Genomic DNA, 14,509 nt, shown 5'->3' with positions numbered 1-14,509 from the left:
GTCCTACCGGCCTTCCTGGTCGTTGTCCGGGACCCGTGCGGCCCACACCGGCTGCCGATCCGAGGGCCGCCGGCCCGCCCCGTGCTGCAGGGCCGTCCCCTCGCTCCGGGCGCGCAGCGCGGTGTGCAGCCCGTCCCACAGCGTCCCGTCGGTCCGGTCGCGCGGATCGGGGTCGATCAGCACCACACCGATCACCGCGATGTTCTGGTCCGCGAGTTGCCGCGCCACCGTGTGCAGCCATGCGGCGCTGCCGTGCCCGGCGCGCACCACGAGCACCGTCCGGGTTCCGAGGTACTGGAGGTCGGTCCACGCCGTGCCGGGTGCCACCGAGCCGACCCCGATCCGGCGCTCCTGCCGCGTCACGGCCGCGGCACGCTCGCCGCTGACCACGGGCGCCTCTCCCGGTTTCGGGCGGCGGCCCGCGAGGTGCGGTCCGGGCAGGCCGTCGACGACGACCACCGGCCCCTGCGGTGCCAGTGCCGAGGCGAGGTCCAGGGCGATGACGCTCGTGCCGCGCGCACAGCCCAGTTCCAGCAGCGACACCCCTTCCGCGGAGCCGCGCACGGTGCGGGCCAGGGTCGTGGTGAGGCGGTCGCGTGCCGCCCGGGTCCGACGGCGCTGCCACGGCCCGCCCGACCGGTGGGGAAGCTCCGCGATGACCGAGGCGCCCAGGTTGGCCGCGATGTCCCGGCGCAACACGGGCCGGTCCGCCACCACCGTGCCGACCGCGGCCACCGCGAGCCCGAGGACGAGCCCGAGGACGAGCCCGATCGCGGCGTCGGTGGCAGCGGCCTTGGGCAGGGAGTGCCGCACCGCGCGCGGCGCGTCCACGATCTGCGTGCCGGCGGCCACCTTGGGCGTGCCGGTGCGCGCCTCCGCGGCACGCTGGTCGAAATCGGCGATACGCGAGGTGAGTTCGGCCCGGCGGGCGAAGAGCGACTCGATGCCGGCCGACGCTTCCGGGCCGCTCGACGGCGATCCGTTCCCGATCGCCTCGTTGACCCCTGCGAGTTCGTCCTTCATGCGGTCACGCTGGTCGAGCAGGGCCTTGGCCTCGGCCTTCGCGGTCTCCTGCATCCGCCGCACGTGGTCCGCGACGAACGCGTCGGCCAGCGCCCGGGCCCGGGCCACCGCTTCCGCGTCGCTGCCGGCGGTCACATCGATCTGCAGCAGGTTGTTGGTCAGCCCGGTTCCCCGGTAGTCCCGCATGAAGTCCTCAGGGTCTTCCGGCGAGTCGAGGGCCCGCAGGGCCTTGCCTGCGATCCGCGTGGTCTGCAGCAGCTCGACATCGGTACGGATCAGCGTTCCGGTGTCGTTGGGCTGGTCCTCCTTGTGCACGACCAGCACCTTGGTCACCGCGCTCGGCGGCGGCGGCATCAGGACCGCCACGGCCGCGCCGGCCAGCAGGCCGAGGAGTGCCATGGCGCACCACAGCCGACGGCGCCTGCGCACCGCCACCACCAGCGCCTGCAGGTCGAGGAGCGGAGCGGCGGCCGACTCCGCGGTGGTGCTCGTGGTCACGCTGAACCTCCCGTCACCCGGCCGCGCACCGCGAGCGCCTCGGTGAAGTCGTCCGGTGAAGGGCCGGCGGACCGCGTCGGACGGTCCCGGACGGCGTCGGCGACGACGACGCCGACGACCTCGTGCCTGCCGTCCGCACACGCCTCGGCGATGCCGGCGAGTTCCTCCGCGGTCCAGTTGCCCGTGCCGAGCACGACCAGGGCGCCGGACTCGCCGTCGCGGTCCGGCACGGTCGGCCGGTCCACCGAGACCTCCACCACCCGCAGCAGCGGATCGCTCCCGGCCTCGGCGACGAGTTGTCCGGCGGCCCGGCGGGCGATCTCGTCACCGGCCGGCACCAGGGCCAGCAGCCGCCGGGGGGCGGGCAGCCGGTCCCGGAGGCGGGCGCACACCCGCCGGTAGCGGATCCGCCTGCCCGCCTCGTCTCCCGACCGGTGCGCAACCGGTGCGTCCCAGCGGGTGTCGACGCCCAGGAACCGGCGGATCCCGGCCCGCGGGCCCCCGCCTGAAGGCCGGTGCGTGCCCGGTTCGTCGGATACGTCGACGGTGCCGAGGAGGACCGAGCCCAGCGCCGCGGTGATCTCCGGTTCGGTGCGCAGCCGACGGTTGGTCCGTGCGGCGACGAGATGACCGATGACCGCGAGGAGGAAGAACAACAGCGCCCCGGCGACGACGAGTTGCGTCCTCGTCGGAGGCGCCTCACCGGTCGGCCGGGCGGCCGGCCCCATGACGACCATGCCGGCCATGCTGGTCGCCGGGTCGGCCTGGTCCAGCTTCGTCATGGCCTCTTCCAGCGAGGTGCGCAGCTTTTCGAGCGTGGTGCGGGCCTGCACGCTCTCCACGGTCTTCCCGGGGTCCGCGGCATCGGCCAGGTCGCTGATGCGGCGGTTGGTCTCCTCGACCTTCTTCCGCAGCGCCTCGGGCGCCGCGCCCGCCTCACCGTCGGTGCCGCCGCCCGCGATCCGCGCGGCGAACGCGACGAACTGCTGGGCCATCCGGTCGGAGAGCCGCTGTGCGCGTTCCGGGGTGTCGGCCGTGCCGGAGATCTTGACGATGTTCCCGTCGGCGGCCTCGGCGCTGACGTGCTCGCGCAGTTCGGCACCGCTGACGCCCGGCCACCCGAGCTCGGCGGCCGCCCGGTCGACCACCGTCGAACTGGTCGCGATGCCGACCTGGGTCAGCAGCTCGCGCTCCTCCCACTGCCCCGGCAGCAGGACGGAGGTGGACGCCGTGTAACGCGGCGGGAACACCACCACCGAGGTGCCGTAGCCGACGAGGGCGCCCACCACGGCGAGGACGGCGAGCAGGCGCCACCTCCGACGGAGCATCCGCCCCACGGTGACCAGGCGGATCGTGTCATCGCTCAACGACGAGGCCTCTTCCCTGCCCGTACCGTGGTGCCCGCCGAGACCGGAGTGTGGTCACGGCACGCGGCGTCGTACGCGGCGAGCAGCGACGCCTGCGAGTTCCGCCACGAGAGCCGCCCGCTGATCCGCTCCTGGCCGATCGCGCCCATCCGGGCCCGTCTATCCGGATCGTCGAGGAGCAGCGTGATGAGCTTGGCGAACTCCGCCTCGTCGTCGGCGGGCGCGTAGACGGCCGCGTCACCGGCGGAGACGCGCGCCTCCTTCAGGTCGAACGAGACGATCGGCCGGCCCATCGCCATGTACTCCAGGACCTTGTTCATGGTCGACACGTCGTTGAGCGGATTACGCGGGTCGGGGGAGAGGCACACGTCCGCGGTGGACAGGTAGCGCACCAGGTCGGCGTCCGGGACGCGCCCGGTGAACTCCACCTGCTCGCGCAGCCCGAGCCGCCCGGACAGCTCCACCATCGCGTCGAAGGCGTCGCCGGCTCCGACGAACACCGCGTGCCAGTCGGTCCGCCCGAACTCGTCGCGCAGCTTCGCCAGCGCCCGCAGGGCGTAGTCGACGCCGTCCTGCGGCCCCATGACGCCTAGGTAGCACAGCAGATGAGGCTTGCCGCGCTTCAACTCCGGCTCGGGCGGCACCGGTTGGAACCGGTCGACCTGGGGCGCGCTGCGCACCACGAACACGTCCTCAGGGCGTCGACCGCCACGGCGCACCGCGACGTCCCGGTAGCTCTCGTTCGTGGCGAGCACGATGTCCGCGGTCCGGTAGGTGAGCCGTTCCAGCGCACACACGGCCCGGTACAGCAGGTCCTCGCCGCGGTCGAACCGGGAGAGGTACAGCTCGGGTACCAGGTCGTGCTGGTCGAAGACGAACCGCGCGCCGCGCCGCTTCAGCCACAGCGCCGGCAGGAACAGCAGGTCGGGCGGGTTGCAGGCGTGCACCACGTCGACCGGACCGACCTTGCGGGCCAGCCGGGCGGTGTGCCACAGCGCGGATCCGTACTCCCGCAGGTAGCCGGCCGGTCCTCCGGTGGCCGCGCGCAACGGGTAGCGGTGGATGCGCACCCCGTCGATCACCGCCTCCGGTTCCGTGTCCCGCTTCTCCCCCCGGGGGCAGATGACGTGCACCTCCCAGCCCGCGTCGCGCAGCGTCGTGCACTCCTGCCACACGCGCCGGTCGAACGGCACGGACAGGTTCTCCACCAGGATCAGCGCGCGCCGGTCCGGCCGGTCGCCGCCGGCTGTGTCACTCGAAGACGTGTCACCAAGCAAGGCCCATGTACCCCGGTTCGGCCCGGCGCGCCTCGGCGTCGGGAAGGCGGATGAGGTCGACGATCACCGGGCCGCCGCCGTGCGGCAGCGCCGCGAGGACGGCCGGGTCCCTGGTCCCGACCAGGCACACCTCGGCGTGCTCCAGCACCTCGTCGACGGAGTCCGCGAGCAGTTGGGCGAGGTGCGGCAGCCGGTTCTCGATGTACTCGCGGTTCGCGCCGAGCAGCCGGGACAGGCTCACGTTGGCGTCGTGGATCCGCAGGTCGTACCCCTTGCCGTGCAGCCTCTCCGCCAACTCGACGAGCGGGCTTTCACGCAGGTCGTCGGTGCCGGGTTTGAAGGACAGCCCGAACATTCCCACCCGGCGCTTGCCGGTGCGCTCGACCAGCTCCACCGCGCGCTGCAGATGGTCGGAGTTGGACGGCAGCACGTGGGAGAGGATGGGTACCGAGACGTCCGCCCGCCGCGCCGCGTGGACCAGGCTGCGCAGGTCCTTGGGCAGGCAGGACCCGCCGAAGGCGAAGCCGGGCCGCAGGTAGGCGGGGCTGATGTTCAGCTTGCGGTCGGCCAGGAACACGTCCATCACCTGGTGCGAGTCCACCCCGAGCGCCTGGCACACCGCGCCCAGCTCGTTCGCGAAGCCGATCTTGAGGCCGTGGAACGCGTTGTCCGCGTACTTGATCGCCTCGGCCGTCGGCACCGGCACCCGGAACACCTCGCCGGGCAGGCCGTCGTACAGCGCCGCCACCGCATCGCCGCTCGCCGGGTCGAGTTCGCCGATGACGGTCTTGGGCGGGTCGAAGAAGTCCCGCACGCTCGTGCCCTCGCGCAGGAACTCCGGGTTGACCGCGACCCCGATGTCCACCCCGGCCGTGCCGCCGACGTACTTCTCCAGGATCGGCACCAGCAGGTTCAGACAGGTGCCCGGGAGCATGGTGCTGCGGTAGACGACGGTGTGCCGGCCCCCCTGCTCGGCCCCCTCGGCCAGCGCGGCGCCGATCTCCTCGGTGACCCGCTCCAGGTACGTGGTGCACAGGCTGCCGTTCGGTTCCGACGGCGTGCCCACGCAGACCAGTGACACCTCGCTGCCCGCGATCGCCTCACGGACATCGCCGGTGGCCCGTAACGATCCCGCCCGTACGACATCGGCTATGAGCTCACCGATCCGCTCCTCGACCACCGGGGCCCTGCCGTCGTTGACCAGGTCGACCTTCACCTGGTTCACGTCGACCCCGATGACCTCGTGACCCATGCTGGCCAGGCACGCGGCCGACACGCAGCCCACGTAGCCGAGCCCGAAAACGCTGACTCTCATGAAGCGTCCTTCCCCCCAGGCAGGCCCTTGTGGCCTGCGGTCCGCGCCTCGGCCGGACGTCGGCCCCCGCGCATCAATAGGCCCCCCGGCCATGGATCACCGCACGCAGCGTCTTCCACAAGATCACTGCGTCCAGGGCGAGCGACCAGTCCTCCACGTACCGCAGGTCCAGGCGGACCGCCTCCTCCCACGGCAGGTCGCTGCGTCCGCTGATCTGCCACAGGCCGGTGAGTCCGGGCTTGACCAGCAACCGCCGCCGGATGTCCGGGCCGTACGCGGCGGACTCCTCCGGCAGCGGAGGCCGCGGACCGACGAGCGACATCGATCCGGTGAGCACGTTGAAAAGCTGCGGGAGCTCGTCGATCGAGTACCGGCGCAGGAACGCTCCCACCCGGGTCACCCGCGGATCCCGGCGGAGCTTGAACAGCAGCCCCGCACCCTCGTTGCGGTCGGCGAGCTCGGCGCGTGCCCGGTGGGCTCCGTCGACCATGGTGCGGAACTTGAGAATGGTGAACTCGCGGCCGTCCTTGCCGACCCTGCGCTGGCGGTAGAACGCCCCACCCCGGCTGTCCACCATCACGAGCAGCGCGACGAACACCATCAGCGGCGCGAACAGCATCAGCAGAAACGTTGCGCCTATGCGGTCCACGACCCCTTTGACCGCCCGGCGGCCCCCGGTGAAAGCCGGCATGCTGACCCGCAGCAGCGGAATCCCCAGTACCGCGTCCACATGCAACCGCGGGCCGGCCACCTCCATGAGCACAGGGGCCACGACCATCTCGGCGTCGCTGCCTTCGAGATTCCAGGCCAGCCGCTGCAGCCGGTCCGGTGACCAGTGCGGGTCCGGCGTGATCGCGACGACACGGTAACCGTCGTGGCTCACGTGCTTGGCGACGTCCGCCAGTCGGCCGACGACCGGCACTCCGTCCAGTTGGTCGCCCTCGCTCCCGCGACCGTCCGTCGTGCACACCGCCTCCACCCGCCAGCCGATGTGCGGGAACTTGCGGGTACGGGTGATCAGGTCGCGCACGGTGTCCGGACTCCCGGCAGCGAGGACCGGTCTCAGGCACCGCCCTTCCTTGCGCTGCTTGTGCAGCCAGAGGCGGAGCAGATACCGCGCGGTCATGGTGACGAGCGCGATCGCGGGGATCGCGACGAAGATCCAGAGCTTGATGTTGCGCGAGGTGAGAGCGATCCCGCCGAGTGCCAGTACGACGGTCGCCGCGAACAGCGAGCGTCCGAGCCGGCGGAACTCCTCAGCCCCCTGGCCGAGTACGGCCGGAGCCCACGACCGGCTCACCGCAAGCGCGCCCAGCACCAGCAGTTCGGTGCCGAATGCGAGGATCCCCCATTTCTCGTGCCAGTCGGCCGCGTCCCGGGCCCCGAAGAAGTTGCCGATCGCCGCCACCACGAAGGCGGTGGCCACGGTGTCGCTCATGATCACGGTACGGCGGTACCGCTGCTCCCAGTCGGTCGCAGTCTGGCTGATTGCCCCGTTCGCCAGACGCCCGCGCGCCGACGGAAACGGGTCGACTAATTCCCCCTGTTGCACAGGCCCCCCAGGTCGCCAGTGGTTCGACGCGTTCGCCTGACACTGTTACTCCCCCGGGAGGCACCCCCGCCTCCCGCGCCGCGCTGTTCCTCCCCGCGAGAGGCCCAGCCCCCCGCGCATGACATCCCTCATCGCTTCAGCGCTACCCGGACAACCCACCCCGGCGGCAGCGGACTCACACGTCCTGCCAGACCCTCAAGGTGCGTGGCAACCGATCGAGACCTCGTGTGCTCCCCGCACCCGAGCCCCTGTCGGCCACGAACTGATCACCCCCACGTCCGGCGCCGGGGATGCGACTGCCTGCGTTCCGATGCGCCGGACCTATAGATCATTACTGGTCGCCTCGTGCCCGAACAGCTGAAGCACGGTCAATCTAGACCATGGGCGCCAGTATGAAGAGAGGTTGTGTGGAATTTGTGCTCAAGCTTTGAGCCGTGTTCTCCGATGGGTGGCCGCCTATGGTCGATCTTCCGCCACAACCCGCTTCAGCGGCCCGTCCGGTCCGGCCCGTACCCTGCGCGGCAGTGCTCGACGAGCCGCGGCGGGAGCCCGCACCGCACCCGGTCGCGCGACGGCTTCCCACGGTGGGCCCCGCGGATCCGCACCCCGCGCAAGGACCGTCAACTCCTCGCGCGAGACAGGGCGTTCATGACGGGGGCGAGTCTGCGTCCGGGCTCCCGACGCACGCGGCCACTGCTTGCGGCAGGCCGGCGAAATCGGCCTTCCGGGGCCCGAGGCGCAGCAGGCTGGAGAGCCTGAGGGTCTTCTGGTGCGGGCAGCGTGCGTCCAGGACCGGGGTGGGCAGGACGTAGAAGGACCACTGGTCGAGGTCCAGGGGGTCGAGGGTCTGCTTGTCCAGGTGGTGCAGCAGACAGAAGACGTACACGTCCGAGCGGCGCAGTACTTCGGTCGAGGTGGCATCGGTCTGCGCGTCCCAGCCGGCGGCCGGTGCGATGTCGAAGGAGAGCTTCGACGGCTCGGACTGTGCCCAGGACTGCAGATACGCCGTCGACTTCACCTCGACGCGCCACTTCTCGGGTGTCCGGATGTCAACGGTGTCCCATTCGACGCGGGTGCCCGTGGCGGCGCCCAGTGCCGTCGCCACGAGGTACTCGGCGAGAACGCCGCGCATGGTGTTGTTCGCCAGGTCGGAGCACGCCCAGCTCCAGAAGTCGGCGAGCCGGGCCACGGTCTCACCGCCCGTCCTTATCGGCTCACTTCCGCTGCGGCGCGTGATGACCAGCGGGCCCAGACCTGAGCTCATGGTGTCCTCCGGGTGGCGATGCGAGCTGACACCGAGTCTGGCAGCCGCGGCCGTACCGGAGTTGTGCCGACGAAGCGGCGGCGACTCGGGCGTGTGGGGCCGCGTCTTCGCTCGCAGCGCGGACGAGGAGGCCCTCGACCGTCCCGCAGCGCCTCGTCGATCGCGCCGAGCGAGTGGGTCAGCCGGTCGTGGTCGTCGCGGTCCCCAGCTCATCGCGCCCACGCCCGACGGCCTCGGCCGTGTCCTGGGCACCGGTCGGCGGGCCGCGCTGAAGTGGGCGGACCCGATCGGCGCGTCCGACACCCTGGAGCTCTACCAGCAGCCCGAGCCGGACATCGTCGGCTGCTTCCCCGTCGTGGAGCCCGCGTGCCTGAGCGCCGTCGATGCCGCGTCGGCACGCGTTCCGGCGGACGGCACGGCGAGCCCCGACCCGGTGTTCCTGCGCACCTTGAAGGCCGACCGGGAAGCGTTCACGGCACGCCGCCCGCGGATCACGGCGGACGCCGACGGCGCCCGCATCCTGCGCAGCGTCCTGATGAAGCCGGAGTCCGAACACCATGTGGAGCGCATCCACGACCGGGTGGAACGGATCACCCCGTCCCAGCGTCCCGCGGCCCTGCGCGTCTTACCGGCACGGCGGCCGATCGGTCGCCGTACGCGACAGGGTGGCGCCGTGCCCGGCCGTGGACGTGAACCGCCCGGCCATGACGCCGCCTTCGACGTCCCGGACGGCGCCGGCGCCCCGGTGCGCCACCGCGGGGGCGCCGAATCCCGACGCCGCGGGGGCGCCGTCCTCGACGGAGTGCCCGGGTCCAGCCCCGGCGGTGAGTACCGCCGGGCGGGACTTGATCCGCGGGCCGGCACCACGGAGCCGAGGAGCGGCTCGGCGCCGGATGACGCCGGGCCCTCGCCCGGTCTCCCCCCGCTCCCGTCTGCCGCGGCCTTTGCGCGGCCACCCGCCGGTGCCGCCGCCGGACCCCGCCGATGTGACGCCGTGGGTGGGGCGGCCGTGGCTCACGTCGCCCAGGGGCCGCCGGTCGCGCCGCTATCGCTGATGCGGCCGCGCGCCCTGGGGCCCCGGCTCGTTCGGGGTGACGGTCTCGCCGGGGATCACCCGTGGTGCCGCCGGGTCGGGCTCGTCCTTCATGGCCCTGGCCTCGGACTTGAGAATGCGTGCGGACTTGCCCGCGGAGCGGGTCAGTTCGGGGAGCTTCTTGACGCAGAGGACGGCTATGACGACAAGGAGGATGATCGCGAGTTCGCTCATTCCGAACATGAGGGTCCTGCCTTCTGGTGGCTGGGGGACGTGTGGCCGCAGAGAGAGCAGCATCGCACGGCCGAGCGACACGCCGGTGAAATCTACAGTGCTGTAGAAACAAAGGTGGGCGGACCCCGCCCGCGATGTCCGCTCTCCTTGAGATGGGCCGCTCGACGTGGCGCAGGGGACGCGCGGGTCAGCGGAAGGAGACAGGGCGTGGCGGAACACCGGCAGCGCACCGGGCGCCGGAGGCAGGGCGAGCTGGAGGTGCTGGTCCTGTCGGCGCTGCGGGAGGCGGACGGCCCGGCCACGGCCCGCTGGGTGCGGGAGCGGCTGGGTGGGGACCTCGCCCATACGACGGTGATCACGATTCTGACCCGGCTGCTCGCCAAGGGCGCGGTGACCCGTGAGCGCGCGGGCCGCTCCTTCGCATGGACCCCGGCCTCGGACCGGGCTGGCCTCGCGGCGCACCGGATGCGCAAGGTGCTGGACGCCGAGAGCGACCGGGGGGCCGTGCTGGCCAGCTTCGTCACGGGCCTCGGGCCGGACGACGAGCGGCTGCTGCGCGAGCTGCTGGGGCAGTCCCCGAGCGAAGGGGAAGACTGACACCCGCTGTTCACTTCGGTGGGCCTGGCCGCCTGGTGCGCGGCGGCGGGGACGGCCGTGTCGGCGATGCCGTCGGCGATGTCGTCGGTGAACTCGGCGGTGACGATGGTCCTCGTCCTGAGCGCGGCCACCCCGCTCGGAACGGGCGCCGCCCGAGCGGGCGTTGGACGCGGACTGCCGGCGGTCGCCGCGGCCCGTGCTCCCGGTCACCGATAAAATTCGTGTCTTCGTTCGGTCCGAAGCAACGGAAGTTGCGAGGATCGTGGTCTGTTCACGGTGGGGCGTCCGGGCTCGGCCCGGCCGTACGTCTACAGACCGTATGTCTACAGAGGGGGCGCGGGTGAGCGGTTCGGGGAAGCGACGACGTGAGTCGGGCGGCACGGGGAAGGCCGTGCTCACGCGGCGCGGGCGGATCCTGGCGTGGAGCGCCGGGGTGACCTCGGTGGTCGTCCTCGGTGTCGCCGGGGTGGGCGCCTGGGTCTACCAGGACCTCGACAACAACATCAGGTCCGCCGACGTCGACGACAAGATCGGCGGGGACCGCCCCGAGAATCTCAGCCCGGGATCGAAGAACATTCTGGTCGTCGGCTCCGACAGCCGCGACGGCGCCAACGCCGCGTACGGCAAGGACCTGGACACCATGCAGTCGGACACCCTGATGGTGCTGCACGTCCCGGCGAACCGGAAGTGGGCCGCGGTCGTGTCGTTCCCGCGTGACTCCTGGGTGCAGATACCGGCCTGCGACCGCGGTGACGGCAGCGACTCCTCGCCGCACCGCGCCAAGATCAACGAGGCCTTCGCGATCGGCGGCACCAGCGGCGAGGTCGCCGGTGCCGCCGCCTGCTCCATCAAGACCGTCGAGGCGAACACGGGTCTGCGGATCGACCACTTCATGTCCGTCGACTTCCAGGGCTTCAAAGGCATGGTCGACGCGCTGGGCGGCATCGAGGTCTGCCCCGAGCAGGCCATCCGCTCCAAGAAGGCCAAACTGCGGATCGACAAGGGCTGCCAGACCGTGGGCGGGGAGAAGGCCCTCGGCTATGTGCGCGTCCGCTACGGCGTCGGCGACGGCTCCGACATCGGGCGCATCGGGCGCCAGCAGGAGTTCATGAACGCCCTGGCCGAGAAGGCGCAGGACAAACTGACCAGCCCGAAGGCGCTGTACGGGTTCCTGAAGTCGGCCACCGGATCCCTGACCACGGACCCCGACATGGCCGGCATCAAGCCGCTGTACGGGCTCGCGTCGGAGCTCAAGGGCATTCCGAGCGACCGTCTCAGCTTCCTCACCGTGCCCAACTACCCGCGCGAGGCGGACGTGCCGTCCGACCTGGCCAACGTGGCCTGGCAGTACCCCCTGGCCAGTGACCTGTTCGCCGCCCTGGCCAGGGACAAGGAGGTCGACAAGAAGGAACTGGACGCCGCCGCGAAAACCCCTCTGTACGCCTCCTCCGTGCGTGTCCAGGTCCTCAACGGCGCGGGCGTCCCGGGACTTGCCGCGACGGTCGCCGACAAGCTCCGCAGGGCCGGTCTCACCGTGACCGGCACCGGCAACGCCCCGCAGGACTCCGGCACCACCACGGTCACCTACCCGCAGGGCCTGGAGAAGCAGGCCAAGGCGGTGGCCGCCCGGCTTCCCGGGTCCCGTGTCGCGCAGGAGGCGGACGCCGCGCCCGGCGTGGTCACCGTGGCCGTCGGCAAGGGCCTCGACCCCGACGACATCCGCTGAGCGCCCGTGCCGGGCGGGTCGGGTTCTGAGCGGTCCGTGGATCGGCTGCCGCAAAGATCTTGACCAGCGGGCTTTGCTTGTCCTTTACCATAGGGCGGAAGGGTGTCCGCACGGGCGCCCGGACCGCGAAGCCCCGCCGACCGAGAAGGAGACACGAGCCCGCGATGGGTGAGCCTCCCAGTACCAGCCGTGCCATGCCCCGCACGCCCGACGCGCACGAGGGAGCGGGGGTGGCACGGTGACCGAGATCCTGCTGCTCCTGCTGGCCCTCCTCCTCATCCTGGCCTGCGCCCTGTTCGTCGCGGCCGAGTTCTCCCTGACCACCGTCGAGCGAGGTGAACTGGAGCGGGCCGCCGCGGCAGGCGAGCGCGGCGCCGCGGGCGCGCTGAAGGCCGTACGCCATCTCACCCTCCAGCTCTCCGGCGCCCAACTCGGCATCACCGTCACCTCCCTGGTGATCGGCATGCTCGCCGAGCCGTCCCTGGCCGCCCTGTTGCGCGGCCCGCTGACGGCGGCCGGCCTCGGCGGGGCCGCCGCGTCCGTGGCGACCGTGCTGGGCGTGGTCGTCTCCACCGTCGTCCTGATGGTGATCGGTGAACTGGTGCCGAAGAACTGGGCGATCTCCCGGCCGCTGGCGGTCGCCAAGGTCGTCGCCGGCCCGCAGCGCGGATTCACGACCGCCTTCGGCCCGTTCATCCGCCACCTGAACAACACCGCCAACCGGTTCGTACGCCGCTTCGGCCTGGAGCCCGCCGAGGAACTGGCGGCCGCCCGCAGCCCCGAGGAACTCGTCGCGCTCGCCCGGCACTCCGCCGCCCAGGGCGCCCTGGAGGCGGACTCCGCCGAACTGTTCGTGCGCACCCTGCACCTGGCCTCGCTGACCGCCGAGAACGTGATGACCCCGCGCGTCGATGTCAAGGCGCTCGAAGCGCAGGCCACGGCCGCCGACGCGGCCAACCTCAGCCACGCCACCGGACTTTCCCGCTTCCCGGTCCACCGCGGCGGCCTCGACGAGGTCATCGGCACCGTCCACATCCGTGACGTCCTCGCGCTGGAGCCCGCGAAGAGGCTGGTCACACCGGTCACGGAACTGACCACCGCCCCCCTGCTGGTCCCCGACAGCCTCACCGCCGACCGGCTCCTCGAACGACTGCGTACCACCCGCACCATGGCCGTCGTCATCGACGAGTACGGCGGCACGGCGGGTGTGGCCACCATGGAGGACATCGTCGAGGAGGTCGTCGGCGAGGTCCGCGACGAGCACGACCCCGTCGAGGTCCCCGACCTGCTGCCCGGCCCCGCGACGCCGGACGGGCGTGCCGTCTGGGAGGCGGACGGCGGCGTACGCCTCGACGAACTCTCCGCCATAGGACTGACCGCACCGGACGGCCCGTACGAGACGGCCGCCGGACTCGTCGCCACCCGCCTGGGCCGTATCCCCGCCAAGGGGGACGTGCTCGACCTCGACGGCTGGCAGCTGGACGTCCTCGACGTCGAGCACCACCGCGCCGACCGCATCCGCATCACCGCACCGGCCGCCGTCCGGCGGGCCCAGCTGGCGGAGGAAGCCCGATGACCGCCCTGCAACTCGCCATCGGCGCCCTGACGCTGCTGACCAACGCCTTCTTCGTCGGCGCCGAGTTCGCCCTGATCTCCGTACGCCGCAGCCAGATCGAGCCCCGCGCGAAGGAGGGTGACAAGCGGGCCCGGATGACCCTGTGGGCCCTGGAGCACCTCTCCGCGATGATGGCCACCGCCCAACTGGGCATCACCGTCTCCTCGCTGGTGCTCGGCGCGGTCGCCGAACCGGCCATCGCGCACCTGCTGGAGCCCGGCTTCGAGGCCGTCCACCTGCCGCACGCCCTGGTCCACCCGGTCGCCTTCGTGATCGCGCTGACCGTGGCCACGTATCTGCACATGCTGGTCGGCGAGATGGTCCCCAAGAACATCGCCCTCGCCGCCCCCGTACCCAGCGCCCTGCTGCTCGGCCCGCCTCTGGTGGCGCTCACCCGGGCCCTGCGGCCGTTCGTGTTCGGCATCAACGCCTTCGCCAACGCCCTGCTGAAGCTGCTGCGCGTCGAGCCCAAGGACGAGGTGGACGCCGTGTTCACCGACGACCAACTGGTGCGCATGGTCGTCGACTCCAGTGAGGCCGGGCTGCTCACTCCCGCCGACGGGGAGCGCCTGCGTGACGCGCTGGAGCTGGGCACCCGGCCGGTGGGGGAGATCCTGGTACCGGTGCAGCGGATGCACACCGTCGACCACACCGTCACCCCGGCCCGGCTGGAGCGCGTGGCCGCCGAGGCCGGCTTCTCCCGCTTCCCGGTCACCGGCCCCGAGGGCGCCCTCCTCGGCTATCTGCACATCAAGGACACCCTCGGCGTCGCCGACCGCGACCGGCCCTTCCCGCCCGGCGCCCTGCACCGGGTCACCCGGGTCCGTATCGACACCCCGCTCGACGACACCCTCACCGCCCTGCGCGCCGAGGGCAGCCATCTCGCGGGTGTCCTCGGCGAGGGCGGCAAGGTGATCGGCTTCGTGACCATGGAGGACGTCCTGTCCGAACTGGTCGGCCCCGCCGCGGGGGTGTGAGTGAGCCGGGTGCCGTGTGCGGTCCGGCCGG

The 14,509-nt window shown here is 71.9% G+C and carries 11 protein-coding genes; 4 read left to right on the top strand and 7 right to left on the bottom strand.

Annotated elements, in window-relative coordinates:
• Window positions 1-3 precede the first annotated feature (3 nt).
• The 7 genes from ACFYNL_RS33795 to ACFYNL_RS33765 form a co-directional block, all read right to left on the bottom strand.
• Complete coding sequence (locus tag ACFYNL_RS33795; protein ID WP_388810365.1) at window positions 4-1,521, bottom strand: Wzz/FepE/Etk N-terminal domain-containing protein; 1,518 nt, start codon at window positions 1,519-1,521, stop codon at window positions 4-6.
• Entirely contained in the window at window positions 1,518-2,888 is a 1,371-nt protein-coding gene (locus ACFYNL_RS33790) for a Wzz/FepE/Etk N-terminal domain-containing protein (RefSeq protein ID WP_388810362.1), read from the bottom strand. Before ACFYNL_RS33790 ends, ACFYNL_RS33795 begins: the two co-directional genes overlap by 4 nt.
• Window positions 2,885-4,165: a glycosyltransferase family 4 protein gene (locus ACFYNL_RS33785; protein WP_388810359.1), complete on the bottom strand. Its 1,281-nt coding sequence runs from the start codon at window positions 4,163-4,165 to the stop codon at window positions 2,885-2,887. The genes ACFYNL_RS33790 and ACFYNL_RS33785 overlap by 4 nt, the downstream gene beginning before the upstream one ends.
• On the bottom strand, window positions 4,155-5,480 hold the full coding sequence (locus ACFYNL_RS33780; protein WP_388810357.1) for a nucleotide sugar dehydrogenase: 1,326 nt from the start codon (window positions 5,478-5,480) through the stop codon (window positions 4,155-4,157). The genes ACFYNL_RS33785 and ACFYNL_RS33780 overlap by 11 nt, the downstream gene beginning before the upstream one ends.
• Before the next feature lie 73 nt (window positions 5,481-5,553).
• Window positions 5,554-7,032, bottom strand: coding sequence for a sugar transferase (locus ACFYNL_RS33775; RefSeq protein WP_388810355.1), 1,479 nt, complete (start codon window positions 7,030-7,032; stop codon window positions 5,554-5,556).
• A 646-nt stretch (window positions 7,033-7,678) separates the two neighbouring features.
• Window positions 7,679-8,296 (bottom strand): hypothetical protein, encoded by a 618-nt coding sequence (locus tag ACFYNL_RS33770; RefSeq protein WP_388810352.1) that lies wholly within the window; start codon window positions 8,294-8,296, stop codon window positions 7,679-7,681.
• Between the two features lie 1,045 nt (window positions 8,297-9,341).
• Window positions 9,342-9,572, bottom strand: a complete 231-nt coding sequence (locus tag ACFYNL_RS33765; RefSeq protein ID WP_388810349.1) for a twin-arginine translocase TatA/TatE family subunit — start codon at window positions 9,570-9,572, stop codon at window positions 9,342-9,344.
• A 198-nt stretch (window positions 9,573-9,770) separates the two neighbouring features.
• On the opposite strand from ACFYNL_RS33765, the gene ACFYNL_RS33760 reads away from it, so the two are divergent.
• The 4 genes from ACFYNL_RS33760 to ACFYNL_RS33745 all read left to right on the top strand — a co-directional run bounded on the left by ACFYNL_RS33760 (window position 9,771) and on the right by ACFYNL_RS33745 (window position 14,478).
• On the top strand, window positions 9,771-10,160 hold the full coding sequence (locus ACFYNL_RS33760) for a BlaI/MecI/CopY family transcriptional regulator (protein ID WP_388810346.1): 390 nt from the start codon (window positions 9,771-9,773) through the stop codon (window positions 10,158-10,160).
• A 319-nt stretch (window positions 10,161-10,479) separates the two neighbouring features.
• Complete coding sequence (locus ACFYNL_RS33755; protein WP_388810343.1) at window positions 10,480-11,886, top strand: LCP family protein; 1,407 nt, start codon at window positions 10,480-10,482, stop codon at window positions 11,884-11,886.
• Between the two features lie 238 nt (window positions 11,887-12,124).
• Window positions 12,125-13,462, top strand: a complete 1,338-nt coding sequence (locus ACFYNL_RS33750; protein WP_388810340.1) for a hemolysin family protein — start codon at window positions 12,125-12,127, stop codon at window positions 13,460-13,462.
• The gene (locus ACFYNL_RS33745; RefSeq protein WP_388810337.1) at window positions 13,459-14,478 is read left to right on the top strand and encodes a hemolysin family protein; all 1,020 of its coding nucleotides are present in this window, start codon (window positions 13,459-13,461) and stop codon (window positions 14,476-14,478) included. Before ACFYNL_RS33750 ends, ACFYNL_RS33745 begins: the two co-directional genes overlap by 4 nt.
• Window positions 14,479-14,509 lie beyond the last annotated feature (31 nt).

Source organism: Streptomyces sp. NPDC007808, assembly GCF_042868655.1.
In the GTDB taxonomy this organism is placed as follows: Bacteria; Actinomycetota; Actinomycetes; order Streptomycetales; family Streptomycetaceae; genus Streptomyces.
This window is presented reverse-complemented; position numbering and strand designations above follow the sequence as displayed.